Source organism: Leptothrix sp. (in: b-proteobacteria) (assembly GCF_965250675.1).
Classification (GTDB): domain Bacteria; phylum Pseudomonadota; class Gammaproteobacteria; order Burkholderiales; family Burkholderiaceae_C; genus Sphaerotilus.
Genome location: NZ_CBDFPH010000008.1, coordinates 632162 through 658018 on the forward strand (window position 1 = coordinate 632162; position 25857 = coordinate 658018).

Here is a 25857-nt window from a genome sequence, read left to right on the forward strand (position 1 = left end):
GCGTGGTGCTCCTTCAGGTTCGGGTGACTTGGCCGTCGCGGCTCATCAGGCAGGCGGCGACGATGTCGTCGTCCATCGGCACGTGCAACGCGCAGTCCTTGGTGATGACGAGCTTGAGAAAGTCCAGCACGTTGCGCGCGTAGAGCGCCGAGGCGTCGGCCGCCACCAGCGCGGGCAGGTTGGTTTCGCCCACCAGCGTGACGCCGTGGCGCTTGACGCGCTGGCCGGCCACCGTGAGCGGGCAGTTGCCGCCACCCATCTCGCCTTGGAGGTTCGGGCCTTTGCCCGCCGCGATGTCGATGATCACCGAGCCGGGTTTCATCGCCTGCACCATCTCTTCGGTGATGAGGGTGGGCGCGGGGCGGCCGGGAATCAAGGCGGTGGAAATCACCACATCGGCCTGCGCCACGCGCTTGGCCACCTCGACCTTCTGGCGCGCCATCCAGCTCGCCGGCATCGGCCGGGCGTAGCCGCCGACGCCGACGGCGGCCTCGCGCTCCTCGTCGGTCTCGTAGGGCACGTCGATGAACTTGGCGCCGAGTGACTCTACCTGTTCCTTGACGGCGGGGCGCACATCGCTGGCCTCGATCACCGCGCCCAGCCGCTTGGCGGTGGCAATCGCCTGCAGGCCGGCCACGCCGACGCCCAGGATCACGACGCGGGCGGCCTTCACGGTGCCGGCGGCGGTCATCAGCATCGGGAAGAACTTCTGGTACTGGTCGGCGGCCATGATGACCGCCTTGTAGCCGGCGATGTTGGCTTGCGAACTCAGCACGTCCATGCTCTGCGCGCGGCTGGTGCGCGGCGCGGCTTCGAGCGCGAAGCTGGTCAGGCCGGCGGCGGCCAGGCGGGCGAGGCCGTCACGGTCGAACGGGTCGAGCATGCCCACCAGCGTGGTGCCGGCGCGGTAGTGCGCCAGCTCGTCGGCCTGCGGCGCGCGCACCTTGAGCACCAGATCGCAGGCGGCGGCGCCTGCCGCGTCGGTGATCTCGGCCCCGACGGCCAGGTAGGCCGTGTCGGGTGCGCTGGCGGCATCGCCCGCGCCCGACTCGATCCGGACGGTGTGGCCCTGGGCCTTGAGCTTCCTGGCCGTTTCAGGGGTGACGGCCACCCGGGTCTCCCCGGCCACGGTCTCGCGCGGTACGCCAACCAACATGTGCATTTCTCCTCGATAAACCCGCTGCAGGATACACAGGGATCACGAAATGACGGCCAGCCGTTTTCCCGGTGTTGTTTGCGCGCCTGCAACCGCAGGGCCTAGGGTTAGCATGGACGGATGCCCCATACGCGCTGGAAACCCAATGTCACGGTGGCCGCCCTCATCGAAGAGGCGGGCCGCTTTCTGCTGGTCGAGGAAGAGACCTCCGAGGGCCTGCGGCTCAACAACCCGGCCGGCCATCTGGACCCGGCCGAGTCGCTGCAGCAGGCCGTGGTGCGCGAGGCGCTGGAGGAAACCGCGCGGGTCTTCACGCCGCAGCACGTGCTGGGCATCTATATGTCGCGCTTCCAGCGGCCGTCGCGCGAGCAGGACGTGACCTATATGCGCGTGGCCTTCGTCGGCTGCGTCGGCGACGAACTGCCCGGCCACCGCTACGACAGCGGCATCGTGCGCACGCTCTGGCTCACGGCCGACGAGATCCGCGCCAACGCCGCGCGCCTGCGCAGCCCGCTGGTGCTGCAGTGCGTCGAAGACCACCTGGCCGGCCGGTGCTATCCGCTGGAGCTGCTGACGGCGCACGCCAGCCTCTATCAGCCCGAACTCAAGGCCTGAACTCAAAGCCGCGCGCCGCAACCGATGCGGCGCACCCCCGGATAATCCGGGTCGTGAATACCGCATCCAGCACCAAGCACCGCATCGTCGTCGGCCTCAGCGGCGGCGTGGACTCCGCCGTCACCGCCCACCTGCTCAAGCAGCAGGGCCATGAGGTGGTCGCCATCTTCATGAAGAACTGGGAAGATGACGACGACAGCGAGTTCTGCTCCTCGCGCCAGGATTTCCTCGATGCCGCCGCCGTGGCCGACGTGCTGGGCATCGAGATCGAGCACGTCAACTTCGCCGCCGAATACCGCGACCGCGTCTTTGCCGAATTCCTGCGCGAGTACTCGGCCGGCCGCACGCCCAACCCTGACGTGCTGTGCAACGCCGAGATCAAGTTCAAGGCCTTCCTCGACCACGCCATGCGCCTGGGCGCCGAGAAGATCGCCACCGGCCACTACGCCCGCACGCGCTTTGATGCGGCCAGTGGCGAGCATCAGCTGCTCAAGGGCCTGGACCCGCTCAAGGACCAGAGCTACTTTTTGCACCGTCTCAATCAGGCACAGTTGAGCAAGACGCTGTTCCCGGTCGGTGAGTTGCCCAAGACCGAGGTGCGCCGCATCGCCGCCGACATCGGCCTGCCCAACGCCAAAAAGAAGGACTCGACCGGCATCTGCTTCATCGGCGAGCGGCCGTTCCGCGATTTCCTGAACCGCTACCTGAGCAAGGAGCCGGGGCCGATCAAGGACGACCGCGGCCGCACCATCGGCCAGCACGTGGGCCTGAGCTTCTACACGCTCGGCCAGCGCAAGGGCATCGGCATCGGCGGCATCAAGGACAAGCGCGCCGTGCGCGGCGGCGGCGATCACGAGCCGTGGTTCGTCGCCCGCAAGGACATGGCCGCCAACACGCTCTACGCCGTGCAGGGCCACGATCACCCGTGGCTGCTGTCGAGCACCGTGACGGCCGCCGACACCAGCTGGGTCGGCACGCCGCCTGCGGTGGGCGGCGCCGGGCTGGCGGCCAAGACGCGCTACCGCCAGGCTGATTCAGCCTGCGTGTGCGTCGAGCGCGGGCCGGGTGCGGATGCGGGTGTGGATGGCACCGAACAGCTCCGCCTGCAGTTCCCCGAAGCGCAATGGGCCGTCACGCCCGGCCAGTCGGTGGTGCTGTACCAGGGCGATGTGTGCCTGGGTGGTGCGGTGATCACCGGCTCGACGTAAGTCCGCGCCCCAGGATGAATCCGGGAAAACACCGAGTCGGTTTTCTGTGCGCATAGCGCCCAAACGCTAGGGCTTTGCAGCGGCGGCGAGCCCAATGGCGGTCATGCCTGCGCTGCCCAATTCCCAGTTGCAACCGCTGCCCGACCCTGACGACCCCGCCGCCGCCATCTCGCCGCGCGACCGCATCGCCGGTCTGGTCAGCGGCCTGCAGGTGATCGAGGCCTTCGACGTTGACCGGCCGCGCCTGTCCATCACCGAAGTCGCGCAACGCGCCGGCCTGACCCGTGCCGCCGCGCGCCGCCACTTGCTCACGCTGGTGCACCTCGGCTACGCGCGGCAGGACGGGCGGCTGTTTGCCCTCACCGCCAAGGTGCTGCGGCTCGGCCAGTCCTACATGCATTCGGCGCGGCTGCCGCGCCTGCTGCAGCCGCAGTTGCAGAAGATCGCGCAGGCGCTGCAGGCGTCCAGCTCGGCGGGCGTGCTCGACCATGACGACGTGATTGCCGTCGCTGCGGCCACCGCCGGCCCGGTCGTCTCCGCCACCCTGCAGCCCGGCACCCGCGTGCCGGCCTGGTGCACCGCCAACGGCCGCGTGCTGCTGGCCGCGCTGCCCAATGCGGCGCTGGCGCCCTGGCTGGCTCGCCAGGTGATGCTGCCGCTCACGCCCCAGACCTTGACCGATGCCACCCGCCTGCGGCTGGAGATCGAGCGCGTGCGTGTCCAGGGCTACGCGCTGGTCGACCAGGAGCTGGAGCCCGGCCTGCGCACGCTGTCCGTGCCGCTGCGCAACCCGCGCGGCGACGTGGTCGCGGCCATGAACGTCAGCGTTTCCGCCGTCCGTCTGTCCAGCGCCGATCTGCTGCAGCACGGCCTGCCGCTGTTGCTGGAGGCGCAGACACACCTGCAAGCGCAGCTGCAGCCCGCGCTTTGACCTCCCGACTCGTTTTTCACCGGAGACCTCCATGACCCCCCAACGCACCCAGGTCGCCATCATCGGCGCCGGCCCCTCGGGCCTTCTGCTCGGCCAGCTGCTGCACAAGGCCGGCATCGCCAACGTCGTGCTGGAAGCGCGCAGCCCCGACTACGTGCTCGGCCGCATCCGCGCCGGCGTGCTGGAGCAGGTCACCACCGACCTGCTCGATGAAGCCGGCGTCGGCGCGCGCATGCACCGCGAAGGCCTGGTGCACGACGGCATCGAGCTGGCATTCGCCGGCCAGCGCCACCGCATCGATCTCAAGGCCCTGACCGGCGGGCGCACCGTGATGGTCTACGGCCAGACCGAAGTTACCCGCGACCTGATGGACGCGCGTGCCGACGCCGGCCTGCCCACCGTCTACGAGGCGGCCGACGTGGCGCTGCACGACTTCGACAGCGCCAGCCCGCGCGTGAGCTACACCAAGGACGGTGTGCGCCACGAGCTGGCCTGCGACTTCATCGCCGGCTGCGACGGCTTCCACGGCGTCTGCCGCGCCAGCGTGCCCCAGGACCGTATCCAGCATTTCGAGCGCGTCTACCCCTTCGGCTGGCTCGGCATCCTGGCCGACGTGCCGCCGGTGTCCGATGAGCTGATCTACTCCAACCACGAGCGCGGCTTTGCGCTCTGCAGCATGCGCAGCAAGACCCGCGTGCGCCACTACGTGCAGTGCGACCTGACCGACAAGGTCTCGGACTGGAGCGACGCGCGCTTCTGGGACGAACTGCGCAGCCGCCTCGACCCCGAAGCGGCCGCCCACATGGTCACCGGCCCGAGCATCGAGAAAAGCATCGCCCCGCTGCGCAGCTTCGTGGCCGAGCCGATGCGCTTCGGCGCCCTGTTCCTGGCCGGCGACGCCGCCCACATCGTGCCGCCCACCGGCGCCAAGGGCCTGAACCTGGCGGCCGCCGACGTGCGCTACCTCAGCCGCGCCTTCATGGAGTTCTATGGCGAGAAAAGCCGCGCCGGCATCGACGACTACTCCCGCAAGACCCTGCGCCGCGTCTGGAAGGCCGAGCGCTTCAGCTGGTACCTGACCAGCCTGCTGCACAAGTTTCCGGCCGGCGCCGGCGACACCGGCAACTTCGGCCACCGCATCCAGGAGGCCGAGCTGGATTACCTGGTGCATTCACCTGCGGCGATGACGTCGCTGGCGGAGAACTATGTGGGGCTGCGGTTCGAGGAGTGAGGGGACAGGGCAGGGGTTACCGCTTTTGACTGGCTGGAGTCGGCCGATTCTGTTGAAAAACCCGATGGCAAAACGTATCGTTCAGGCAACCGATTTGGAAGAAGGACATCAGCATGATGGGTCGCCAGGGCAGTACACAGGACCGGTTGTTCTACAGCTTCAACCTGGATGACCAAGTGCCCCGCGGCCACCTCGTCAGGGGACTCGATCGGTACCTGAATCTCGGAGAGTTGCGCGAGCAACTCGCATCGTTCTACAGCCACACGGGGCGCCCATCCATCGATCCTGAGTTGATGCTACGCATGCTGCTGCTCGGATATTGCTTCGGCATCCGGTCGGAGCGGCGCTTGTGTGAGGAGGTTCAGCTCAACCTCGCTTACCGCTGGTTCTGCCGGCTCGATCTTGAAGATGCGGTACCCGATCACTCCACGTTCTCCAAGAATCGCCACGGTCGCTTCCGTGACAGCGATGTGTTCCGACTTGTCTTTGAAGGCGTGCTGCGCAGGTGCATGCACGAAGGGCTGGTACGTGGCGAGGGCTTTGCCATTGACGCCAGCATCATCAAGGCCGATGCGAATCGCACGCGCGGACTCACTGGAAGCGAGGCTGCCGATTGGCGTGGCGGAGAGCATGCCAGCCGTGCAGTGCGCGAGTACTTCGAAGCTCTGGCAGAGGCTAACCCTGTCGAAGACGACGGGTCATCACAACCGAAGAACGTGTCTCTGACCGACCCGGCTGCCCGCTGGACGGCAGCACCTGGTGGCCCTGCCACCTACGCCTATTCGACGAACTACCTCATCGATTTGGAGGCGGGTGTCATCGTCGACGTCGAGGCAACGCCAGCGCATAGAACGGCGGAGGTTGAATCGACGAAGACGATGGTGGAGCGTGTCGAGAATCGCTTCGGCTTGAAGCCCAGGCGGTTGGTGGGCGATACGGCCTACGGCACGGGCCCGTTGCTGGCGTGGCTGGTCCAGGACAAGAAGATCGAACCGCACGTTCCGGTGTGGGACAAGGCTCGGCGCAAGGACGGGACCTTGGAGATCGGTGACTTCACTTGGGATGCACAAGCCAACGAGTACCGCTGCCTGCAGGGACACACGCTGCGCAGCGATCGACGCCAGTTCAAGATAGAACGCGATCGCACAACCAAGGCCGACACCGTTATCTACCGAGCCAGCCAGGCGGACTGCACTGAATGCCCTTCGAAGCAGAACTGTTGCCCCAAGACACCCATGCGCAAGATTGCGCGAAGTGTTCACGAGAACTCACGCGCCGTTGCACGCGGCCTATCGGGTACACCCGAGTTCGCCCAATCCCGTCATGATCGCAAGAAGGTGGAAATGCTGTTCGCGCATCTCAAACGCATCATGCGGCTTGACCGCTTGCGGCTGAGGGGCCTGAGCGGCGCGCGGGACGAATTCTTGTTGGCCGCAACCGCGCAGAACCTGAGAAGAATGGCCAAGCGGCTGGCCAGTGGATGTGCTTCCGGGAACCCGGTGCCCGCGTGAGGACGCGGCGGGCAGCCGCCGACCTCCACGAGATCGGCGATGAGCTTCGGCGGGCACGTACAGCCTCTGCCTCGGTGCATCTGCCTTGCGCTTCCAACCGGGTTTTTCAACAGAATCGGCCAGGAGCTGACGGTCACGCAGGGCCGTGCGTCCGGGCGCCTGAGCTTGTCGCGAAAACACCATGGTTGCTTCCCTTGGCAAGACGGCGCGCTGCCGACAAAATCGTAAATAAGCGCCGCGTTTGACGGCAAGTTTAGTACTGTATGAAAATACAGCTAGCAGGGGGAGAACCTGATGCGACAAGCACATATGCCACGTCAGGCGCACCCGATTAGGGCGACAGTTGCCGTGTTAGGCGACAGTGTGGTTTCGTATATAACACGTTGGGCTTCGAAAATGACCCGTCTTCTAACGAGCAATCGCTTTCTTCTGGGGGCGTCCATTGGCCTTCTTCTGCTTGGCATCGCCCTTAGTTTTGCAAGCTGAAATTTTCAATGGCTTAGTAGATTTGGTTCTTTAGTAATATGCGCAGGCGTCATCTCGCTTGCGCGCCCTAGTCTAATCGGGGTCGATATAAAGCCATCAATAATCATGGGGGAGACCGGGCTTGATCATCTAGACCCTAATCATTACAAAGAGAGTAATGAACCTGTGCCAGACTATGTGATTGAAGACGCTAGGTCACGCTTTGCAGTTGGGATCCTGGGTCCGATTCTTTGTTTTGTTGGTACAGCCATAAATGGTTTTGCTGATCTATTGAACAAAGTGGTTGGGTGGTAAGGGCCAATGTTCAGAAAATCGCCGAAGCCCAACCCATCATTCCAGCGGACCGCCCTCGGCGGCCGCTGAATTCAAACGTTAGACCGCATGAACACCACTGATCGCCTTCTCAACAACTTCGCAACGCGATCTTTCCGCGAGATCGGAGACTGCGACTACATTGCGGCGCGCCTGTCCTTTCGCGCGCTGCTCATGCCGCAGTTTCTTTGGCAGAGCCTCCAAGCCATCGAGAAGTACCTGAAGTGCATCCTCGTTCTCAATCGGGTCAAGGCGCCGAAGAGTCACGACTTAGCTCAGCTACTTCAATCGATCGAAAATTCAGGGAAGTTTGACATTCGCCTGTCACCCGAGACTCGCAACTTTCTTGACTATCTAGATACTTACGGGCGATTCCGCTACTACGAAACACCGTACTACACACTTGGAGACGAACTCTTCCGCCTTGACAAAGCAGTCTGGGAAGTTCGCCGTTACGCGCGGGGACTTGACTACAGCATAAAGCTCCAAGATGGCAATGAAGTGCATCTGCTTGATCATGAGTTGAAGGCAAATGAGCAAGCTGAGAGTCAACCACCTCAAAATTTCTCAATAGTTGGTGGGCACCTCGAGCACATACTGGCGAGACGCGAGCATCCAAGTCGCGCAGCCCTGATCTGGCACAACGTCTACTTTGGGAGTGGCCGTCGCAAGACCGTCAGGCACAGACACATGTCGGCCTCTGGAAACTCTCCACTTTCGCTTCACCCAGAAATCCTCGATGAGGTCCTCAAGTACGTATATCTGCCCAAAGATGTGGTTGCAGCGTACCGCAATGCGGTCTAACCCCTCGCTCAAGCGGAGAGCCAACGGCGTGCCAGGCGGCACACCGTCGGCTCCCGCTTAGCTCGAACGTTGAGCGACAGCTTCCGGGCGCTGAATTCGCGCTCTGTTTGGACCGCTCCGGGTCGACTGCCGGCATCTCGGACACCAACAGGCACAATCCGCCCTCGCTCCGCTTCGCCGGAGCGTCCGCTAGGGGTGCTGGACCGTCGTCGGTCCGGCTGAGAAAGTCCCTTCGAACCTGATTGAGGTAAGCCCCAAGCCCACAAAGTAAACTCCCGCCGAAGGGGAGACAATGGGCGCACGGGTCTACAGCTACATCCGGTTTTCAACCGAACGACAGGCGGGCGGGGCTAGCACAGACCGGCAGCAGGCCTATGCCGAGCGCTGGGCTGCAGAGCATGGCCTGCAGCTGGACGACCAGCTCAGCATGCGCGACGAAGGCCTGAGCGCCTACCATCAGCAGCACATTCGCCACGGCGCGTTGGGTGTGTTCCTGGCAGCTGTTGAGGCTGGCCAGGTCGCGCCGGAATCTATCCTGATCGTCGAAGGGCTGGATCGTCTGAGCCGTGCCGAGCCGATCCAGGCGCAGGCGCAGCTCGCGCAGATCATCAACGCCGGCATCACGGTGGTGACGGCCAGCGACGGCAAGACCTATAGCCGGGAGCGACTCAAGGCGAATCCAATGGATCTGGTCTACAGCCTGCTGGTGATGATCCGCGCGCACGAAGAGTCCGACACCAAGAGCAAGCGCGTGCGCGACGCCATCCGCCGCCAGTGCGTGGGCTGGGTGGCGGGCACGTACCGTGGTGCCGTGAGCTATGGCGCCGTGCCAGGCTGGCTGCGCCGGGTTGATGGCCGCTGGGAGTTGATCCCGGAGCGCGCCCAGGCGGTACGTCTGGCTGTCGACATGACGCTGGCCGGGCTGGGCAGCGGGCACATTGCGCAGCAGTTGCACGCGCAGGGCCTGCGCACCAGCGCGGCAGTGCCGACGTCCAGCCACCTGTCGCGCCTGCTGTCTCACCCGGCGCTGATCGGCATCAAGCGTGTCGAGCTGGACGGCGAAGTGCACACGCTGGCCGATTACTACCCGCCCGTGATCGATGCCGACACCTGGCAGGCGCTGCAAACTGCGCTGGGGCTGCGCGGCCGCAAGCTGGTCAAGGGCGACATCCCGTCGATCTTGACCGGTTTTGGCATCACGCTGTGCGGCTACTGCGGCGGGCCCATGAAGGCGCAGACCATGGCCAACAAGCGCCGCGCCGATGGCACGCTGTCCGATGGACACCGGCGGCTGCAGTGCGTGCGCGTCAACGCTGGCGACCGCTGCAGCGTGGCCGGATCATGCTCAGCCGCACCCATCGAGCGCGCACTGATCGACTACTGCAGCGACCTGGTCAACATGCGCGCCCTTTACCGAGGCGATGCCAGCGCGCTGCCCCGCGCGGCCCTGGCTGCAGCCGAAGCCAAGGTGGCCGCGCTGGATGCCAAGCTGCATCGGTTGACCGATGCACTGCTGGACAGCGCCGACGCTATACCCGCCACGTTCGCGCGCCGTGCTCGTGAGCTGGAAGCCGAGCGCGAAGCCGCCCACCGCGAACAGCTCGCCGCCGACCAGGCTCTGGCTGCAGCCGCCCGCGCCGACGTCACCGGCGCCGATGCGCGCTGGCGCGCCGTGGCCGATGGCGTGCATGCGCTGGACTATGCCGCCCGCATGCAGGCTCGGCAACTCGTGAGCGACACGTTTTCTAGGATCATCGTGTACCACCACAGCATCCGGCCACTTGAAGCGCAGGCTGGAGAAATCGACGTGCTGCTGCTGGCCAAGGGTGGGGCAGAGCGGATGCTGCGCATTGACCGGCAGGGCAGGTGGGTTGCAGGGGAAGAGATCGGAGCCGGCTGATCACTTCCGTACCGCCGGCCGCACACCAAACCACCAGACCGTGGTCGTTGTCACGAGATACGTCGTCGTCCCCACGATCTCCATCACAAGCCGGGTCTGCAGGTCCGGTGTCACTGCCAGTGCCCGGCTGATCCACATCTCATGCACCCAGGCCAGCAGCATCGTCTGCAGGGCCATGCTGTAGAGCGTCACGCCCGGGCGGATGATGCCTCGCAGGAAGTCGACCAGGCCCATCATCCAGCGCACGGCTCTGCTCTGCTGCTGGGCAGCCGGTAGGCTGTAGGTCGCGCGGTCTGCGGACATGCTGGCCTGATAGTCGGCGCTGGCGGCTTCGCCAGCGCGCTGCTCAGCTTGGATTTCAGCCAGGCGCTCTGCGCTGCTTTGAGCCATGCCGGCCAGCTTGATCTGGCTGTCGATGTCCAGCTGTCGCTGAGCCAGCGCGTTTGCGCTGTTGATGCGCAGGATTTCCAGGTCGTGCGCACGCTTGCGGCCTTCGCCCCACTGCTGCAGCGCAACACCGATCAAGCCGGTGGCGCCGCCGGACATGACGCCTGTGATGACGGCGCTGGCCAAGTCGATGATCATGATCCGATTCCCATTTCAATGCAGATGCCGAGGGCCTGCGTGTAGATCGCCTGCCGGTCGGCAAGTCCATTTGTCCCGCCGTTGATGCGCCGGGTTAGCGTCAGGATGTCGCCGGCATCCGCCCACCGGTTGAGGCCGCGATCGCGCCAGTACAGGGCCGCGCTCAGGGCCGCCCATTCGGGCGTTTCGAGCATGGCCGGCGCGGCAAGCACGTCGGGCGATCGCTCGCCGGCGACTTCGCGAAGCCGCTGGGCACAGCGGGCGTAGTTGGCGCGACCGGTCACTTGGATCAACCCGCGCCCCATGTAGCGCTTGCCGTCACCGGGCCGCGTGTTGCCCAGCGCGGCGCTCAGTTTTGTCGACGGCTCGTAGCGGACCTGCGCCGGGATCGGGCCCCAGATCTCGCGCACATAGCGCAGCCGGCCGGACTCATGCCCGACTTGGCCAAGCCAGTGCGCCAGGCGCTCGCGGGTGCTGATCTCCGCCAGCTCAAGCGCCGGCTGCATCACGGGCGCCCACAGTTCGGCACGATGCAGCGGAATCCCCAGACTGAGCGCCAGCAGCGCCGGGGTAACGTGCAATGCAGACATCAGTCCCCCAGAGAAGCCGGTCGAGTGGTATCCGCCGGCGCCCCGCGCTCGGCATCGCTGTAGCCCATCAGGTACGCGGCGAGCAAGTCGGCTCGGGTGGCCTGGCCGGTGACTTTGGCGCTGGCCAGCAGGGCGGCAGTGCAGACGCCTGCACACATGCCGGCGCTGGCGCCGATGAAAAGCATCAGCAGGGTGTGTTCGGCGTCGCTCATTTGCCGCCCGGGTGCGTGAGGCCGTACCAAAGGCCGTAGAGCGCCGCTGCGCCGGCGGCGATCTTGCCGGCCCAGGCGATGACGGCGCCCAGGCCACTCAAGAAGCGAAACGCCCCCTTCGCAGCGGTCAGCAAGTCATAGATTTCGGCGGTCTTTTCGGAGTTGGCGGCCAGGTCGCTGCGCATGGCGCGCATCTCGTCGTGGGTGACGATGCGCTCGACCAGGTCGGAAAACTGAGTCTCCGTGATGTGCGCCCGCTCGCGGCGGTCCGGGCCGGCGTAGTTGCCGGCCCGGATCATGCGCAGGTTGGGCGTGTTGAGCCAGGCGTCGGGGGATTTTTCGGGCATGGCTCAGACGATGTCAAATCGGAAATAGGTGTCGGAAGCTCGGTCGTATGAAGAGTCCGGGCTTTGCTGCACCGAACCCACGATGTATGAGCTGTAAGAGGTTAGGTTGTCTAGGTTCAGTGGGTTCGACCATTGCGACGCGTCTTGCGGCCGTAGCGTGACTGAGCTGCTACCTGCGGGGATGAACACTTCGCCCTCCAGCCAGTCGTACTGGCTGGTGCCAGTGGATTGAACAACTCCGACGCTAGTGAAGGCATCCACGCGGATCGAGACATAAAAGCCGCTGTGCTGATTGGTGTTGACGTTGATCGTTGTGAGTACGGACGCGCCGCCCGGGGTGTAGTCACCGCTTCTGGGGAAAACCGAAACGATAGGCAGCGGCCCAGGTCCCGGCGATGGCCTGGTCCCGGCCAGGTAGACGATGGCGTTGCTTTGCCCACCGATGTACGCCTGCGTCGCGCCCAGAATCGTCACCACGGTGCCGGGGTGCGCGTCGGCATGCTCGATCGTCACCGGGTAGCTGGTGGCACCAGCTGGGATCGTGGCAGTGATAGGCGTGACGACGGCGACTTCCTGGCTTTCCAGCCCCAGCGTGACGACTACGGGCTGCGTAGATGCTGCGCTGAGCGACAGCACCACGAAGCCCGTGGTGGCGGTGCCGGCCTCGTATTCGCCCGCGCTGAGTTGCACGGTGGGCAGCACGTTCAACGGCGATGGCGCACCGCCCGAGGCCACGGTGCAAGCCGCGTCGACCGTAAAGTTGGCGGTGTGCGCAGCGCTGGTGCTGCCCAGGCTGAAGATCACGTTGTCGACGGCCCCGACTTCGCCCACAGTACCGACGGTGCCGGCGTACACCCGCAAGGCGCCGCCGAAGTTGGTGAAGTTGGCGCTGCCGATCAGCTGGCCGTTGGCGAAGGCGCGCGTGGTTGGGCCGATGCGGGACAGCTCGATGTGCACCCAGTCGCCGGGCTGCGCGGACAGCACGGTCTGCGCGGGCAGCACGCCGCCTGCAGCGGCCGCAGCGCCCACGAATGCATTCAGGGTCAGCTCCACGACGACTGGATACGGGCCGCCCTCGCCGCCCTGCTGCGTTGTCGTGATGGATGCTTGCAGTGCTGTGTTGATGGCCAGATCACCCAGCAGCAGCGTGACGCCGCCATTGCCGGGCGGTGGCACCAGCATCCAGGCTGTGAGCAGGAAAGCACTTGTGACGCTGAAGGTGTTGATCGTGCTGGCCACGCCCACCAGCGCCGCACTGCCGCACCGCGGCGCCACGAAGCGCACCGGTGTGCCGCTGTAGGCTTCGGCGTGGTTGCCGTTGCCCGAGGAATCAAGCAGGTCGCCGTTGAAATATAACTCCAGGCTGTTGCCTGCGCTGGCTGCACCGCCGCCGGCCCCGATCACGCCGCCGGTGTAGCTGGTCACGCCGCCGGCAAAGCCGATGGTGCTGGCCGCGCCGGGCACGCCCAGGCCGCCGTTGGCCAAGTCCTCAAACGTGAACGTATCGCTCTCGGAAAGGCCTTCGATGCGCAGGCTGATCTCGTTGAGCGGCGATGAACTCAGCACCGCATCTTGCTCGGTCAGGTAGCCGATGATGAACGTCGAACTGAAGCGCGGCGAGCCGATCCAGATCACCGGCGTGGCGCGAATGGCAGACAGCAGGCGAATAGATTCGTCCACGTTGTCCTCAGCCACTTTGACGCTGGCGCGCATGGTGCGGGCGAAGTTGCGCTTCTTCAGCGTGGCGTTGCCGAACTCGTCGACCTTTTTGATCGAGTAGTCGGTGGTCGAGATGCTCAGGCCCTCTTGCGTGTCACCGATCCGGAACATGAAGCCGGCCTGCACTGAGCCGATGGACACCTGGCCGGTGCTGGTGGCGGTGATCGTGATCTCGTTGCCGGCGCCGGTGGGCAGATCGGTGAGGTACAGCGACGAGATGCCGGACAGCTGCGCCGTCAGGTCGTACAGCAGCGCTCCGCCGGTGCCGGCGTTGACCGTGATACGCACGCTGTCGGCGGTGACGTCCAGCAGCGAGATGCTGCCCGCTGTGCCGGCAGCGAGCGTGACGCTGATCGATCCATCCGCGATGGTGGGCGTGGCCCGGCTGGTGTCGAACATCGCCCAGCGGTTGGTGGGCGAGACAGCCACCCAATGCAGCGGGCTCAGGGCCGGCGGGCGGTTGATGTTGCCGGCGACCAGGGACTGATAGATCTCGTGCGTGGCCGGGTTGATGACGACGGCATCGAGCGGGTACGTGAGGGTGCTCGACCAGGTCGGGAACTCATCTTCCGGCACGGAGCTGCTGATGAGCACCGTGTCGTTGACGGCGATGGGGGACAGGAAGCGCATGGGTTACACCGGGGCTGCAATGCGGGTGGCGAGCGCGTCGCCGTCAGGCGTGACGCGCTCAAGGATGCGGGTGGTGCGGCTGGTGTTGCCGGCGATGGCAGCGCCGTGGGTGGCCTGCTCTGCGCGGAAAGATTCGACCGTGTTGCGCAGCGTCTGCGTCTCCAGCCGCAACGCCTGCAGCTCGGCCAGCACCGCGTTCTGCGCGTTGCTGGGTGCGGCCATGCTGGCCGGGGCGCTCAGGGTCACGGCGGTGGGGTCGGCCGCGGCCGATGCGATCAGCAGCGGGTTGTCGGTGATGGCGCCGGCCTGCTGCGCCAAGCGGTTCGCATAGCCGGCGGACAGGCCCAGCGTCTGCTCAAGGCTCTGCGCGGTGGCGGCGCGAATGGCTGCCAGCTCACGCAGGCTGCCGGCGCTTTCTTCGGCTGCGTCGAGCATGGCGCGCGACAAGCCGGCCAACTGCCCGGCGGCGGTCTGGTCACCGGCCCGGGCCTGCGCCGTGGCCGTGGCAAACGCGGCCTGGGCGTTGGCGGTGGTGGTCATGCCACCGCCGGCCAGGCCCTGGATGCGGGCGATCTCATCTTGCAGCGCGCCGCCCACCGAGCGCCACGCTTCACTCAGGCTGCGGGCTTTGTCGGCTGCATCGGTCGCGGCTTTCTGCGCGGCCTGCTCTGCGGTGCGCTGGTCCTGCAGGTCATAGATGCGCTGCTGCAGCGCCCTGTTGACGGGCGCGAGCGCCATCAGCTCACGGCTGCGCTGCGCGGCGGTATCGCCCGTGAGCTGCATCAGCTGCTGCTCCAGCCCGCTGCGCTGCTGGGCAATCACAGCGGCTGCGGCCTGTTCGTCTTTGAGCGCTTGGATGCGCAGGTAGATGGCGCGGTTGCTGGGGTCGATGGCCTCAAGCTCGCGGCGGCGAACGGCTTCGGCGCCGCCGACCAGGTCGTTGAGCTGCTGCTCAAGGTCGGCGCGCTGCTGCAGCGTGGCGGCCATGGCGGCGCTCACAGTGCTGGCCGGGCCGGCTTCCTTGGCGGCCTCGATGGCAGCGGTCAACTCGGCGAAGCCACCCGACAGCCCGAGCAGGCCCCCGAGCAGCTGCTGCCCAGCTTCGGTGTTGGTGTTGGTGCCCTGCACCAGGGCCTTGAACTGATCGTTGGTGGTGGGCATGGCCACGCCCAGCAACTCGAACTGCTTGCGCATGCGGGCGGTCTGCGCGGTGACCTTCTCTTGGTCGGTGAAGAAGTTTTCTTCGAACGCAGCCACGCCAGCCGTCAGGCCGTCCAGGCCGCCCGCGCCTTTGAGCAGTGCGAAGCTCACGGCCTGGCCGTTGATGCCCAGCAGCTGCAACGAGGTGCGCACGTCGGTCAGGGCCTTGTAGGTGTCGGCGAGCTCTTGCGCGCTGCCGTCCAGGGTGCTGATGATCTGGCCGATGCCGCTCACGCTGCTCTCGACCGTCGTGCGGATCAGGCCGAACATGCCGCGCGTGAGCCGGTACACCTGCTGTGTTTCCGCCTCGACCAAGCTCTGCCGGACGATGCTCTGCCCGACGTCGCCTTGTTTCTGCGTGAGCGCCTGAAAGCCGATGGCGCGCACGCCCAGCCCATCGAGCGCAGCGCCTGCGGTCTCGACGCCCGTGGCCACGCGCGCCACGGTCTGCAGATAGCCTTCACCCACGGCCTGAAATGCATCCAGCCCCGGCAGCACGCCACGTGCAATCTTGTCGCCAGCGGCACTGAAGACCGCAGTGAGTTTCTCGCTGATCTGGTCGCCGTTGAGGCCCTGCAGATCAATGCGGCCAATGTCGACCGTGAAGCCGTTGATGCGCTGCTGCAGATCGTTGAGGTTGACCCCAAGCGGGCCGCCAGCTGCCTTCACGGTGTCGGCAAAGCCGGACAGGATCAGCCCGAACTGGCGCTCGGTTTCTGCGCTGGCATCGGTCAGCTGCGTGCTGTTCTTGGTGCTGTAGGTGATGCCGAACGCTTTCTTCTTTGTCTCGATGTCGGCGTAGTACGACGCATCAAACCCACGCTGCTGGATACTGCCGAGCGATTGGGCGTTGGCGCTGATGCCTTGACCTGTCACGTTCGTTTTGCTGCCGAACAGGTTGCCCAGCACTTTGCCCACGCCCGGCAACAGCCCCAGTGTCAGCGCATTGCTGACCGCGTTGATGCTGGAGCCGATGACGTTTTGCTTGGTGCCGGTCTGCACGCCTGCCGCAGCAGAGCCCAGATCACCGGACTGCACCAGCAGGCTGGCCAGCCCACCGATGTTGCTTTCGATGTTGCGCAGGCTCTGCAGCATCTGCGCGCTGTAGCGCATGGTGGCGGTGTCGACCTGCGCCAGGGCTTCGATGGCTTTGGTGACGCTCTCGCTCTTGGCGCTGCTGTCACCCAGCACGGTGCCGGTGCCTTCGTTTGTGGGAGCCGATGCGCCCTTTCCGCCACCGCCGGCTACGGCGAAACCGAGGGCTGCCATGGCAGCGGCCATTGCGGCCATGCGTGGGAAGGCGGTGTAGGGATCACCCGTGGCTTGAGTAGCTACACCGGTAGCAGCTGCAGCCGTGCCGATGCCGAACAGCGCACCGATCTGCTGCGCCGCAGAGGCAATGGCTGCACCGGCTTGCTCGGCATAGCCTTTGACTCTGAGAACGGTTTCGGCATCGATCAAGCCCGTCTTGACGGCTGCGTTCTTGATCGACTCGGCAAGTTCAATGGCCCGAAAGGATTTTTCAGCGACTTCGAGGGCTTTGTAACCAGTGGTGCCCGCTCGGAAAAACCCTTTTGCTGCACCCGCCATCGTGCCGTAGGCGTTGATCTGTGCCCGGGCCTGCTGTGCATCGAGCTTGGTGAGTTGCTCTGCCGTCACGCCCTGCTGCATACGGGCTTTGTTGTAGTCCTCCTGCTGCTTGAACAGGTCGGCAAAGCTGCGGGAAAACGCGCTCAGGCTCTTGGATGCAGCATCGAACCCATCGGCCACTTGGAAGCCGATGTCCTTGCTGATCAGGGCGTTGGCGAAATCCTGGCCGGGCTTGTTGCGGGCGTTCTCAGCAGCCTTGGCCGCACTGGCTTTGAGCTGGTCAAGCTGATCCTGCAATGCACTGGCCTGAGCTGCAAACCCTCCCGAAGTGAGCTGATCGATCTGCGACTGCAGGCCCACTCCAATGCGCTGCGCCTGGCGCTCAATGCCACTAGCAGTGATCTCGGCTTCGGCTTGCGCGCGCTTGAGCGGGTCGGTGATCATGGCTGCAGTGGCGGTCGCGGCCTGGACGGCGTACTGCTCAATCTGCTGCTGAGTCTGCTGCCAGCTTTGCGCCCACTCTTGCATGCGAGCGCGGGAATCCTCAAGGGCGCGCTGCTCCACAGCAGCTTGAGCTACCAACGGCAAGCGGGCCTGCTCGGCAGTGATGCCAGCTGCCTGACTGCGTAGGTCAACCAACTTGGTCTCTTTCTGGAGCCGGCCGGCAGCATCTTGCGGCTTGCGACGCTGCTCAAGTGCGATCTCATCAGCAATCAGCTGGGCACGTTCATCGAGCTTGCGGCGCTGAATCTCAAGCCGCTGCGCCTCATATTGCTCCACACCCAGCAGGCCGGCACCATAGGCGGCTTGAATGCGCTGCTCGGCGTCAACGATGGTTTGCACGCGTACGTCTGCTGCCGCCTTGTCTTTGGCAGCCAAGAGGCTCAGGTTCGCGTCATAAATTGCAGAGCCGCTCTTGTCGGCGTACTGGTTGCGCAACGCCTGCAGGTCTTTGGTTTGCTGCGCGGCGTCGATCGGCGAACCTGTAGCAGCCATCGCATCGGCATTGCGCTTGTATTCAGCCAGCGCCTGGTTCAGACGGCCCTGCGCATCACTTTGCTGGCGAAGCTTTTCGATGTACTGCGTGGCGTTGATGCCGGCCCTCTCTCGGGCCGCATTGGCAGCTTGAGTTGAGGCTGCGCGTCCTTCAAGCTTTATCGACTCTTGCAGGGCTGCGATCCGGTCGCGGATGGCCTCTTTCGTTTCTGGCGAAATCCTTGGAGCACGGCCACGCAAGGTAGGTGCGTCTGCGGCCTCAAGCTGCCTCTGCGCAGCAGCCAGTTGTTCAGTCAGCGTGTCGGGCCGGCCGACGTTGAGCATCTTGTCCCATGCAGATTTTGCGAACTCCCCCACACCCATCCATGCGCGCTCAAGCAAGCCCAGGCGTGCGGCAAGTTGTCCGGCGCGCTCAATGGCCGAGTCGGCATAGGCTTTCTGAGCCGTAGCACCAGCCTCGGCGGTGCGGCCCTGCAGTTCAAGCGCCCTGATCTGGCGGTAGAGGCTCGCCGTCAGGTAGTTGGTTGACTCGTTGAGCTTGGCAGAGGCCTCAGCGGGGCTCTTGCCGAGTTCGGCGAATTGCTTGACCGTGTCGCCGATGGCGATGCCGGCATACTTTTCGAGCTTGATCGCGGCCTCGGTGTAACGCTCCAGGCCCGTTGAATCGATGTTGGTGGTGCTGGCGAGTTGCGCAAGCACCTCTGCGGCTTTGCCGACGGTGCCAACGGTTTCAGCCACAGCGCGGGCAGAGTCGGCCAGCTGGGCAGCGCTCTTGCCAGCAGCGCCGCCGGTGAGGATCAGTGCTTTGGCGAATTCCTTCCCTTCAGCCGCCCCCTGGTAGTAAGCAATGGCCAGCACAGAAGCTGCAGCTGCAGCAACCGTGAATGGGTTGATCAGGCCAGCCACATAGCCGCCCAATGCCCTTGCGGCGGGACCGATACCGCCGAAAAGATCTTTCAGCTGTCCACCCTGTTGCAGAAGAACCGTAAGCGGCGCCTGGCCACCCTGCAGCGAAACGATGATGTCGGTGAACTGCGCAGGCACGTTGCGCAGCGCGGCCGCAGTCTGTTTTGCTGTGTTGCCCACAGCCTGCGTGCCGTGTTCAGTTTGGGCAAGCTTGGTGATCAGTGCATCGGCCTCTTTCGTGATGCCGAGCTGCGCCGCGCGATAGCGCAGCAGGCCTTCATCGGAGAGGCCCTTGGTGGCAACGCGATCTTGCAGCGAGGCCAGGAACGCCTTCTGCGCCGACTCCTGAGACCGGATCGCTGCAGCAGATTCACGGGCGCGCCGCACGCCTTCGGCATCGGCCTCGGCTTTCGCCTGGGTTGCGGCGCGGACATTCTGCAGCTGCAGGATCAACGCGGCGGCTTCTTGCCCCACGCCAGCCTGTGCAGCCTTGTACTTGAGCAGCTCGATCTCGCCTTTGCCGGCCACCGCAACCTGCTCACGCAGACGGGCGATGAACTCTGGCCCGATGGTCGAGACGGGTGGCGCTGCAGCGGCAGCGCGCTGTTTGGCGATCACGGCGTCGAGCTGATCCAGGTAGGGCCGTAGCGCCTCAGGATCGATACCGCGCTGCTTGGCCAACGCTTCGAAGTACTGGCTGCTGGAGCGCGATCCAGCAGCCAGAGCCGACGTCGTGCGCTCGATGCTGCCGATGATGTTGCGGGTGGCAGCATCGACCTTGTCGGCCGCACCTTTGCCGCCCCGGCCAATGCCATCCAGGGCTGAGCCAGCATCCTTACCAGCCCCCGCCGCTCGCCTGATGCTGCCAACGATGTCACGCGAGGCAGCCTCTACCTTGCCGGCCGCATCGGCGCCACCGTCGCCAGCACTGGCCAGCGCATTGCTGGCTTGCTTGCCAGCTGCTGCGGCAGTGGCACCAAGATCCGCGAGCGAACGCTTAGCTTTGCTGACGCCGGTCTCGACGCCGCTGACGTCTGCAGCAATCTCTAGTTGCGCCTTCAAGCCATCATTCATTTTTTGTTTTCCTGCTGCTCACGGAAGATGACCAGTGCCTCGTCTTCAAGGGTGCGAAGATCGGCAAAGATTTGCGGCCAGTCGGTGCGCGGCAGGCCCATCAGGCGCAGCACGGCTGGAATCACGCCGTAGTCAAGCCCAGTCGCGCCACCCATGCCTGCACGCCACTGCGTTTGCAGTGCCGAGAACACATTGATGGACGGCATGAGATCGGGCCAGACTTCAACTGGGGGGCCGCTCGCTTCTTCTACCGTCAGTCCCCAGCGCAAGCATTCCTCGTGCGTCGGGGTCGGCCGGTAGATGGCGCGAACGGCTTGCCTCATTTTTTTTCGCGGTTGCGCGCGAGCTGGTCGAGGTAGGTTTCGAGAATCGCGCCTGGTGCCGCGATGTAGTTCTCGGCCAAGGCCTCAACGTTCGTGAGATTGAAGCTGTCTGCCAGCTCCCAGCCGCTGGCGATGTCCATCACCATGGCAGCGTCACTATCGTGATCGCCCAGCCCCTTGACGAAGGTCTGCAACTCAGTGCGAGTGCGGTGCTTGAAAGTGAAGTTGACAGCCTCAAAGCCTGCGCCAGGCACAGGGATCATGACTTTGGCGTCAAACGTCGGCTTTGGCTGAAGAATGAGCTTGGCCATATCAGTAACGCACCGCTTCGGCCAGCACGGAGATGGTGGCCTGGCAGGCCATCAGCTCGTTGACCGTCAGCGACGGCGTGCGGTTTAGCGAGACGTAGCCGTTGTAGGACAGGATGCCTCCGCTGGGCAACGTGACCTTGATTGCGCGCTGGGCGCGGTCGTCGTTGGCCACACCCATCAAGATGAAGCCGGGCTGCGTGGCGTCGTCCGCGATCGACAGGGTCAACGTCTGAGGCGTCTTAAACGTTGGCAGCTGCTTCTGGGCATCGGACTCCAGGAACTGGTAGGTGACAAACTGCTGTTCACCGCCACTGGTCGAGCTGGTCAGGACCTGCGCGATCTGGGTGTAGCCCGAGACCTTGCGAGCCGAACCCAGGCCCGAGCCAGCCGGGTAGATGGTGGTGGTGCTGGTGTCAATGCCTTCCAGCGTGAAGCTGGTGCCGGTGGCGGCCTTGACGCGCACGACCTTGTTGGTCAGACGCGACCAGCCAGACGTGATCTCAACGAAATCTCCGACCTGGAAGGTGTTGGTGGCGGTGGCGACGGCCTCAGTGGCGTTGCTCAGGGCGGTAATAGCGACGGCAGTACCGTAGCCGCTCGCGATCGCAAAGATAGCGCCGTTGGGGATTTGCACAGACATGCTGGTGTCCTTTCGAGACGTAAAAAAACCCGCTCAAGGCGGGTTGGTGGGGGGTTGAGGAAGACTGGTCAGTACCAGATGGAAAAATCCTGCTGAGCGCCGTACAGACGCAAATCAGGCTCGTGAATCGACATGAACGCAGACAGTGCAGACGCCTGCACCGAGAGCATCAGCGCATCTTCGGCTGCGCGCATCAGGTTGGAGGATTCGATCCGGCTTGCGGCCCAGACATTGATCTGCATGCGGGCGTTGCGCTTGCCCACAGGCAGGGCTTCAACAAAGTTCACCGCACGTCCACCCACCTGCTGATACGTGATGTAGGGCAGCGCCACACCATCGGGTGCCACGTCGGGCCAGACCCGATCGGCCACCAGGCCGCGCAGGGCACCAAACACGCCAGCTTCGACGCTCATTTCGACCTCATTTCAGCGATGAAGCGGGCCTTTGCAGCCTCAAGCGCAATGGCATAAACGGCGTCATAGGCAGGTCGCAGGTAGGGCCGTGCAGCGACGCGGCGTGGTGTGGGCAGTGGCGTCTTGCTGGTGTACCAGCGGCCGTCTTTGCCTTGGTAGGTGGCAAACCGCTGCCAGTGGCCAAACTCGACCAGCCAGCCATGCGGGGCTTTTTTGGCGTTGTAGGAGATGTGGTACGTGGATCTGCTCAGGTACTCGTGGCTGTTGCGCTCGCTGTAGACCTGATAAATCGAGTCCCTCAAGGCGCCAGGGGAAATGACTTCGCCTTTTTTGTTGACGTGCTCTTGGTCGGAAACAGGCACGCGCACCTTGACCTCGTTGTAAAGCACTTGCGCACCAGCCTGCGCGGCAGGACGGGTTGCAGCTTTGGATTTGGCCACCAGCGCATCGAGGCCAGCAAATGCGCTATCGGTGCTGAACTTGATCGAAAACGCATCAGCCACCGGCGTACTCCTCACACATCAGATCCAGCCAATCCCGCCCGATCTCCAGCGTGCCGGTGATCTGCAGCACCCGTGCCGCAGCGCCGCTGCCCAGCACCAGGCGCCAGGTGTTGAGCACGCCGGCCCGGTAGCGGATGCGCACGGTGGTGCTGCGGGTCATCGTGCGCTGGGCGGCGTCGACGCCTTCGGCCACCTGGCGCTCGGTGAGCTGTGCCCAGACCGTGGCGACGTCGGCCCAGGTGGCGACTTCAGCGCCGTAGGTGAGGTCGCGGGTGATTACCGGCTGCTGGAGGGTGATGCGGCGGTCGAGGTTTGATCTCACAGCCAAGCCCTTGCCGGTTGCAGCGGTGCCGCTGCCAGCCCATCGGCCCCCACCACAAACCAGCGCGCCAGATCCCCCAGCCCGGCCAGCACAGCCGGGTTATCAGAGGCCTGGGCCAGCTCGTTGAGGCTCGCGTCGATGCGCAAGTTGGCGTGCCAGTAAGGCTGGCCGTCAGGGCTGCAGATGGGCGCAGTGACGGGGGACTCGGTGCCGTCCACGGTCTGCACCTCACCGATTGGGCGATGGATCGCGCCGACCACATCCCACGCGCCGGAGTGCGGCGGTGCGATGGCATAGGTATCGGTGTCGGGCACCGGCTGCAGCACGCCCAGCGCTCCGGCCAGGGCGTAGAGCGCGGGCACGTCAGACTCGACGCAGCGGACGAAGTAGTCGTTCATCGGGTCAGGGCCTGCAAAGTAGCTGCGGGAAGTGCGACGGGGTAGTAGCGGAGGCGGCGGATGTGGCTGTTTAGTAACCCTGATGCATTCTGACGACCACCAATCCACAGGCTTTGCGCACCAGAACCAAAGTAGTTGACCGAAACGGTGCCAGGCGCGCTGGACTCTCCACCGCATGCGGCAACCCAATTAGACTGCTTCAGCGTGGTTGCAATTCGCTTGATAGAGCCAGGCTGGACAGTGACAGTCGCCAACGTAGCAAGCGCTGAAACTGTGGTGTTGTGAATCGCAGCGAAACCCCCGCTGTCGATCACCATGTCTAGGGACGGCACAAATCCGTAGTGCAACGAAGCAACCCGACGATCTGAGCCAAGTGGCGGGCCAATAACTTCGGCAAACAGCGTCCCTTCAGTCTGGTTGAACCAAGGCGTAAGGGTGTTGATGCTCGCAATGTCTGCCGCCCGAGTCGCACTCGCCCCAGCGGTCGGGATGTAGGACGTGGCGACGGGGCCGGTTTCGAGTTGCGCGCCCCATATCTGCACTGTTCCGAGCGAGCCAGAATCGCGCAGCACAAACGGGAAAATGTAGGTACACCCCGCCGGAGTGGTAAATGTGAGGCTGACACGGCGCCACTGCCCTGCCAGCAGTTGCGATGCGTAGGAGGTCGGCGCGACGATGTTTGCCGCGTTGCTGGCGTCGTAGACGCTGAACTTCGCCTCGGTGGCCGTCCCGAGCTTCGCCCAAAAGCTGAGTGTGTAGACGGTGTTTGCAAGTACGTTGGCGTCCGACCGCAGCGAGTTCGCCGTGGCCGACGTTGTAACCGTCACCGCGTTTGTTGAACCATCCGGCGCAACGGCACCGCTAGTAACTGAGGTGTTTGTGCCGACAGGCCAAGTCGTAGCGTTTTCGAGCGTGCTTCGCACTAGCGTATTCGTCCCCGCCGGCTCCATCAGCAGCCCCTTGCACTCAAGCGTCAGGGGGTCGTATTCGATGCGGGGGCCGTAGTAGGGCGAGCCGGTGGTGGGGTAGTAGGGCTGGAGCGGGCCGAGGTTGAGTTGCGCTCCCCAATACTGGTACGGGATGCCAACGCCAGTACCCCACGAACGCAGGCGGGACTGTACTGACGTTTCACCGGCTGGCATCACGAACGAAAACGAGTACCGGACCCATTCCGCCGTGAGGGTGAATATGTCTGACTGCAGGACTACGGACGATGGGCTGGTTACTTGCTGGAATCGAAGCTGCGCCGTCCCAGACGGGCATTTGGCATAGATCGATACAGTTACGGTCTGTCCAGGACTCGCCGCGACGCCTCCCTGTAATACAGCCCGATCCCCAGAACTGATCTGAAACTCAGTCGCGGTAGTAGAGCCGTCTGGCGCAGACCTACTGGTTGAATTTATTGTGATGCCCGAATCAATAATCCAGGGCGAGACAAAAGATTCCGATCGCAGTAGCAAGTTATGCGGCGCCCACCCCAACACCCCATCCGGCCCGATCATCGTGGCGTTGCTGGCGCGGCTGAACGTCAGGCCCGCTGGCATGGTGCCGGAAGCGAAGTTGAGGTCGAGGGTGGGGCCGATCTTCGACCCACCGAGAATGCGTCGTGCACGGCCCAGCATGGCTCAGTCCTGCGCGATGTCGGCCACCAGGGCGAACGTCTCGCCGCTGGCCGGGGTGTAGGCGCCGCGCGCTTCGATCAGCGCGTAGAGGCTCTGGCCGGCACCGAGGCGCACGATCATGTCGCTCATGGTGAAGTCGCTCATGCCCACCGCGCCGTCAGTGAAGGCCTGGGTCATCGTGATATCGACTTGGCCGAGGTAACTGGCCGAACCCGACATGGCGAGCACGCCGTTGTCGCCTGCCGTCACCGTCGGGGCTGCGCCGAACAGGTGGACGCGGAACGCCGCATTGGTGGTGCTGGTGCCGCTCTTGCGCAACAGCAAGCGGTGCAGAAGGAATCCGCCTGCAGCCACCCGAGCCGCAGTCAGGGACAGCGGCACCACTGCCCCCGCCGTGGTGCTGTTGGCAACCAGATCGCCGCTGGCGTAGGCCGTGGTGTCGGCGGGGCGCGTGAACATGGCGCTGGGGTTGGCCGAGAGGCCGCCCACCACCGTCACAGCATCCATGGCGGGCGTGACGCTCAGGCTGGCGGCGCTGGTCTTGGGGCCCAGGGTCGCCGGCAGCTTCGCGCTGGCTGCGGCTAGGGTGGCTTCAGTCGCGGCGCCGGCGGGCAGTGATGGTGCGCCGCCAGCTGCGCCATCGATCGCAATCACTTCGGCGAACGTGCCATCGCCCATGTCCCGGAAACGGCGGGTGATGCCCGTAGGGGCTTCAAAAAGGATGTCAGGCATGAGCAGCTTTCAGCGACGGACATAGACCCGGTGCGGGTCCAGCAGTCCTTGCATTTGGGGGTTGATGGCGACGATCGTGCCGGTGATAAAGGACGCGGGATCGCGAACGGTGGCGGCGACCTGGGCACGTATCCAGAGGCGTAGGCTGGCCGGCACGTCGTCAGGCGCGGGGCCAAAGCCGCAGGTCACGTCGACGCGAACGCGCGGGCCGTTGCGCTCGCCCAGGGCGGGCCAGACGGCGCCGACGGTGGGCAGGATGACGCAGCCGCCAGCGGTCTGGTCGAGCTGGTGCAGGCCGGCGGCCAGGGTTGCCCAGATGCTGCCGGTCCAGTACGTGATGGTGGCGGCGGTAGCAGGGCTGAGGCCGATCACGTCGTCGTCGGTCGGCCAGTCGGTCAGCTCTGCGCGGCAGGTCTGGGTGATGAGCTTGAGCCCGGTCTCGTGCTCGCACGCCTGGCGCGCTGCAGCGATGTAGGTGGGCAGCAGGCCGTCGAAGGCGTCGTGGTCAATGCGTGCGTCACCCCGGCAGTCGGCCAGCGTGACGGGCTCGACCGCCGGCGGTGTGATCGGCGTGGGCAACAAGCGCATGG

24 protein-coding genes are annotated in these 25857 nt (G+C 64.8%); 7 read left to right on the forward strand and 17 right to left on the reverse strand.

The window, feature by feature from the left end; all coding sequences use genetic code 11:
* Nucleotides 1–13: 13 nt before the first annotated feature.
* Complete coding sequence (locus tag AC5IG3_RS12255; protein WP_491906566.1) at nucleotides 14–1156, reverse strand: Re/Si-specific NAD(P)(+) transhydrogenase subunit alpha; 1143 nt, start codon at nucleotides 1154–1156, stop codon at nucleotides 14–16.
* A 120-nt stretch (nucleotides 1157–1276) separates the two neighbouring features.
* Between AC5IG3_RS12255 and AC5IG3_RS12260 the strand changes: the two genes are divergently transcribed.
* The 7 genes from AC5IG3_RS12260 to AC5IG3_RS12290 all read left to right on the forward strand — a co-directional run bounded on the left by AC5IG3_RS12260 (nucleotide 1277) and on the right by AC5IG3_RS12290 (nucleotide 10154).
* A complete protein-coding gene (locus AC5IG3_RS12260; protein WP_491906567.1) occupies nucleotides 1277–1771 on the forward strand; it encodes an NUDIX hydrolase in 495 nt (164 codons plus the stop codon).
* 53 nt (nucleotides 1772–1824) lie between these two features.
* Complete coding sequence (gene mnmA / locus AC5IG3_RS12265) at nucleotides 1825–2979, forward strand: tRNA 2-thiouridine(34) synthase MnmA (RefSeq protein WP_491906568.1); 1155 nt, start codon at nucleotides 1825–1827, stop codon at nucleotides 2977–2979.
* Nucleotides 2980–3082: 103 nt separating this feature from the next.
* A complete protein-coding gene (locus AC5IG3_RS12270; protein WP_491906569.1) occupies nucleotides 3083–3910 on the forward strand; it encodes an IclR family transcriptional regulator domain-containing protein in 828 nt (275 codons plus the stop codon).
* A 31-nt stretch (nucleotides 3911–3941) separates the two neighbouring features.
* Complete coding sequence (pobA, locus tag AC5IG3_RS12275; RefSeq protein WP_491906570.1) at nucleotides 3942–5141, forward strand: 4-hydroxybenzoate 3-monooxygenase; 1200 nt, start codon at nucleotides 3942–3944, stop codon at nucleotides 5139–5141.
* Between the two features lie 113 nt (nucleotides 5142–5254).
* Nucleotides 5255–6652 carry a transposase gene (locus tag AC5IG3_RS12280; RefSeq protein WP_491906571.1) on the forward strand — a complete coding sequence of 466 codons (1398 nt, stop codon included), beginning with the start codon at nucleotides 5255–5257 and terminating at the stop codon, nucleotides 6650–6652.
* Nucleotides 6653–7519: 867 nt separating this feature from the next.
* Nucleotides 7520–8254 (forward strand): HEPN domain-containing protein, encoded by a 735-nt coding sequence (locus AC5IG3_RS12285; protein ID WP_491906572.1) that lies wholly within the window; start codon nucleotides 7520–7522, stop codon nucleotides 8252–8254.
* Nucleotides 8255–8546: 292 nt separating this feature from the next.
* Entirely contained in the window at nucleotides 8547–10154 is a 1608-nt protein-coding gene (locus AC5IG3_RS12290) for a recombinase family protein (RefSeq protein ID WP_491906573.1), read from the forward strand.
* Here the strand turns inward: AC5IG3_RS12290 and AC5IG3_RS12295 are convergent, their stop codons facing one another.
* The 16 genes from AC5IG3_RS12295 to AC5IG3_RS12370 form a co-directional block, all read right to left on the reverse strand.
* Entirely contained in the window at nucleotides 10155–10739 is a 585-nt protein-coding gene (locus AC5IG3_RS12295; protein ID WP_491906574.1) for a hypothetical protein, read from the reverse strand.
* Nucleotides 10736–11329, reverse strand: a complete 594-nt coding sequence (locus AC5IG3_RS12300; RefSeq protein WP_491906575.1) for a glycoside hydrolase family 19 protein — start codon at nucleotides 11327–11329, stop codon at nucleotides 10736–10738. The genes AC5IG3_RS12295 and AC5IG3_RS12300 overlap by 4 nt, the downstream gene beginning before the upstream one ends.
* Nucleotides 11329–11541 carry a hypothetical protein gene (locus tag AC5IG3_RS12305; protein WP_491906576.1) on the reverse strand — a complete coding sequence of 71 codons (213 nt, stop codon included), beginning with the start codon at nucleotides 11539–11541 and terminating at the stop codon, nucleotides 11329–11331. Before AC5IG3_RS12305 ends, AC5IG3_RS12300 begins: the two co-directional genes overlap by 1 nt.
* The gene (locus AC5IG3_RS12310) at nucleotides 11538–11888 is read right to left on the reverse strand and encodes a hypothetical protein (protein WP_491906577.1); all 351 of its coding nucleotides are present in this window, start codon (nucleotides 11886–11888) and stop codon (nucleotides 11538–11540) included. The genes AC5IG3_RS12305 and AC5IG3_RS12310 overlap by 4 nt, the downstream gene beginning before the upstream one ends.
* A 3-nt stretch (nucleotides 11889–11891) precedes the next feature.
* On the reverse strand, nucleotides 11892–14237 hold the full coding sequence (locus AC5IG3_RS12315) for a hypothetical protein (RefSeq protein WP_491906578.1): 2346 nt from the start codon (nucleotides 14235–14237) through the stop codon (nucleotides 11892–11894).
* 3 nt (nucleotides 14238–14240) lie between these two features.
* On the reverse strand, nucleotides 14241–20003 hold the full coding sequence (locus AC5IG3_RS12320; protein ID WP_491906579.1) for a phage tail length tape measure family protein: 5763 nt from the start codon (nucleotides 20001–20003) through the stop codon (nucleotides 14241–14243).
* The gene (locus AC5IG3_RS12325; protein ID WP_491906580.1) at nucleotides 20000–20326 is read right to left on the reverse strand and encodes a DUF1799 domain-containing protein; all 327 of its coding nucleotides are present in this window, start codon (nucleotides 20324–20326) and stop codon (nucleotides 20000–20002) included. The genes AC5IG3_RS12320 and AC5IG3_RS12325 overlap by 4 nt, the downstream gene beginning before the upstream one ends.
* The gene (locus AC5IG3_RS12330; protein ID WP_491906581.1) at nucleotides 20323–20637 is read right to left on the reverse strand and encodes a phage tail assembly chaperone; all 315 of its coding nucleotides are present in this window, start codon (nucleotides 20635–20637) and stop codon (nucleotides 20323–20325) included. The genes AC5IG3_RS12325 and AC5IG3_RS12330 overlap by 4 nt, the downstream gene beginning before the upstream one ends.
* A gap of 1 nt (nucleotide 20638) precedes the next feature.
* Complete coding sequence (locus AC5IG3_RS12335) at nucleotides 20639–21277, reverse strand: phage tail protein (protein WP_491906582.1); 639 nt, start codon at nucleotides 21275–21277, stop codon at nucleotides 20639–20641.
* Between the two features lie 68 nt (nucleotides 21278–21345).
* The gene (locus AC5IG3_RS12340; protein WP_491906583.1) at nucleotides 21346–21690 is read right to left on the reverse strand and encodes a DUF3168 domain-containing protein; all 345 of its coding nucleotides are present in this window, start codon (nucleotides 21688–21690) and stop codon (nucleotides 21346–21348) included.
* Entirely contained in the window at nucleotides 21687–22193 is a 507-nt protein-coding gene (locus AC5IG3_RS12345; protein WP_491906584.1) for an HK97 gp10 family phage protein, read from the reverse strand. The genes AC5IG3_RS12340 and AC5IG3_RS12345 overlap by 4 nt, the downstream gene beginning before the upstream one ends.
* The gene (locus tag AC5IG3_RS12350; RefSeq protein ID WP_491906786.1) at nucleotides 22186–22515 is read right to left on the reverse strand and encodes a phage head closure protein; all 330 of its coding nucleotides are present in this window, start codon (nucleotides 22513–22515) and stop codon (nucleotides 22186–22188) included. The genes AC5IG3_RS12345 and AC5IG3_RS12350 overlap by 8 nt, the downstream gene beginning before the upstream one ends.
* Nucleotides 22512–22913 carry a hypothetical protein gene (locus AC5IG3_RS12355; RefSeq protein WP_491906585.1) on the reverse strand — a complete coding sequence of 134 codons (402 nt, stop codon included), beginning with the start codon at nucleotides 22911–22913 and terminating at the stop codon, nucleotides 22512–22514. The genes AC5IG3_RS12350 and AC5IG3_RS12355 overlap by 4 nt, the downstream gene beginning before the upstream one ends.
* Nucleotides 22910–24535 carry a phage head spike fiber domain-containing protein gene (locus AC5IG3_RS12360; RefSeq protein WP_491906586.1) on the reverse strand — a complete coding sequence of 542 codons (1626 nt, stop codon included), beginning with the start codon at nucleotides 24533–24535 and terminating at the stop codon, nucleotides 22910–22912. Before AC5IG3_RS12360 ends, AC5IG3_RS12355 begins: the two co-directional genes overlap by 4 nt.
* Nucleotides 24536–24538: 3 nt before the next feature.
* Complete coding sequence (locus AC5IG3_RS12365) at nucleotides 24539–25267, reverse strand: hypothetical protein (protein WP_491906587.1); 729 nt, start codon at nucleotides 25265–25267, stop codon at nucleotides 24539–24541.
* 9 nt (nucleotides 25268–25276) lie between these two features.
* Entirely contained in the window at nucleotides 25277–25855 is a 579-nt protein-coding gene (locus AC5IG3_RS12370) for a head-tail connector protein (protein WP_491906588.1), read from the reverse strand.
* Nucleotides 25856–25857 lie beyond the last annotated feature (2 nt).

Excerpts from the sequence above, each read along its gene's own strand:
- AC5IG3_RS12255 (WP_491906566.1), bottom strand. The coding sequence starts at position 1,156 with ATGTTGGTTGGCGTACCGCGCGAGACCGTGGCCGGGGAGACCCGGGTG.
- AC5IG3_RS12260 (WP_491906567.1), top strand. The coding sequence starts at position 1,277 with ATGCCCCATACGCGCTGGAAACCCAATGTCACGGTGGCCGCCCTCATC.
- AC5IG3_RS12270 (WP_491906569.1), top strand. The coding sequence starts at position 3,083 with ATGCCTGCGCTGCCCAATTCCCAGTTGCAACCGCTGCCCGACCCTGAC.
- pobA (WP_491906570.1), top strand. The coding sequence starts at position 3,942 with ATGACCCCCCAACGCACCCAGGTCGCCATCATCGGCGCCGGCCCCTCG.
- AC5IG3_RS12280 (WP_491906571.1), top strand. The coding sequence starts at position 5,255 with ATGATGGGTCGCCAGGGCAGTACACAGGACCGGTTGTTCTACAGCTTC.
- AC5IG3_RS12285 (WP_491906572.1), top strand. The coding sequence starts at position 7,520 with ATGAACACCACTGATCGCCTTCTCAACAACTTCGCAACGCGATCTTTC.
- AC5IG3_RS12290 (WP_491906573.1), top strand. The coding sequence starts at position 8,547 with ATGGGCGCACGGGTCTACAGCTACATCCGGTTTTCAACCGAACGACAG.
- AC5IG3_RS12295 (WP_491906574.1), bottom strand. The coding sequence starts at position 10,739 with ATGATCATCGACTTGGCCAGCGCCGTCATCACAGGCGTCATGTCCGGC.
- AC5IG3_RS12300 (WP_491906575.1), bottom strand. The coding sequence starts at position 11,329 with ATGTCTGCATTGCACGTTACCCCGGCGCTGCTGGCGCTCAGTCTGGGG.
- AC5IG3_RS12305 (WP_491906576.1), bottom strand. The coding sequence starts at position 11,541 with ATGAGCGACGCCGAACACACCCTGCTGATGCTTTTCATCGGCGCCAGC.
- AC5IG3_RS12310 (WP_491906577.1), bottom strand. The coding sequence starts at position 11,888 with ATGCCCGAAAAATCCCCCGACGCCTGGCTCAACACGCCCAACCTGCGC.
- AC5IG3_RS12315 (WP_491906578.1), bottom strand. The coding sequence starts at position 14,237 with ATGCGCTTCCTGTCCCCCATCGCCGTCAACGACACGGTGCTCATCAGC.
- AC5IG3_RS12320 (WP_491906579.1), bottom strand. The coding sequence starts at position 20,003 with ATGAATGATGGCTTGAAGGCGCAACTAGAGATTGCTGCAGACGTCAGC.
- AC5IG3_RS12325 (WP_491906580.1), bottom strand. The coding sequence starts at position 20,326 with ATGAGGCAAGCCGTTCGCGCCATCTACCGGCCGACCCCGACGCACGAG.
- AC5IG3_RS12330 (WP_491906581.1), bottom strand. The coding sequence starts at position 20,637 with ATGGCCAAGCTCATTCTTCAGCCAAAGCCGACGTTTGACGCCAAAGTC.
- AC5IG3_RS12335 (WP_491906582.1), bottom strand. The coding sequence starts at position 21,277 with ATGTCTGTGCAAATCCCCAACGGCGCTATCTTTGCGATCGCGAGCGGC.
- AC5IG3_RS12340 (WP_491906583.1), bottom strand. The coding sequence starts at position 21,690 with ATGAGCGTCGAAGCTGGCGTGTTTGGTGCCCTGCGCGGCCTGGTGGCC.
- AC5IG3_RS12355 (WP_491906585.1), bottom strand. The coding sequence starts at position 22,913 with ATGAACGACTACTTCGTCCGCTGCGTCGAGTCTGACGTGCCCGCGCTC.
- AC5IG3_RS12360 (WP_491906586.1), bottom strand. The coding sequence starts at position 24,535 with ATGCTGGGCCGTGCACGACGCATTCTCGGTGGGTCGAAGATCGGCCCC.
- AC5IG3_RS12365 (WP_491906587.1), bottom strand. The coding sequence starts at position 25,267 with ATGCCTGACATCCTTTTTGAAGCCCCTACGGGCATCACCCGCCGTTTC.
- AC5IG3_RS12370 (WP_491906588.1), bottom strand. The coding sequence starts at position 25,855 with ATGCGCTTGTTGCCCACGCCGATCACACCGCCGGCGGTCGAGCCCGTC.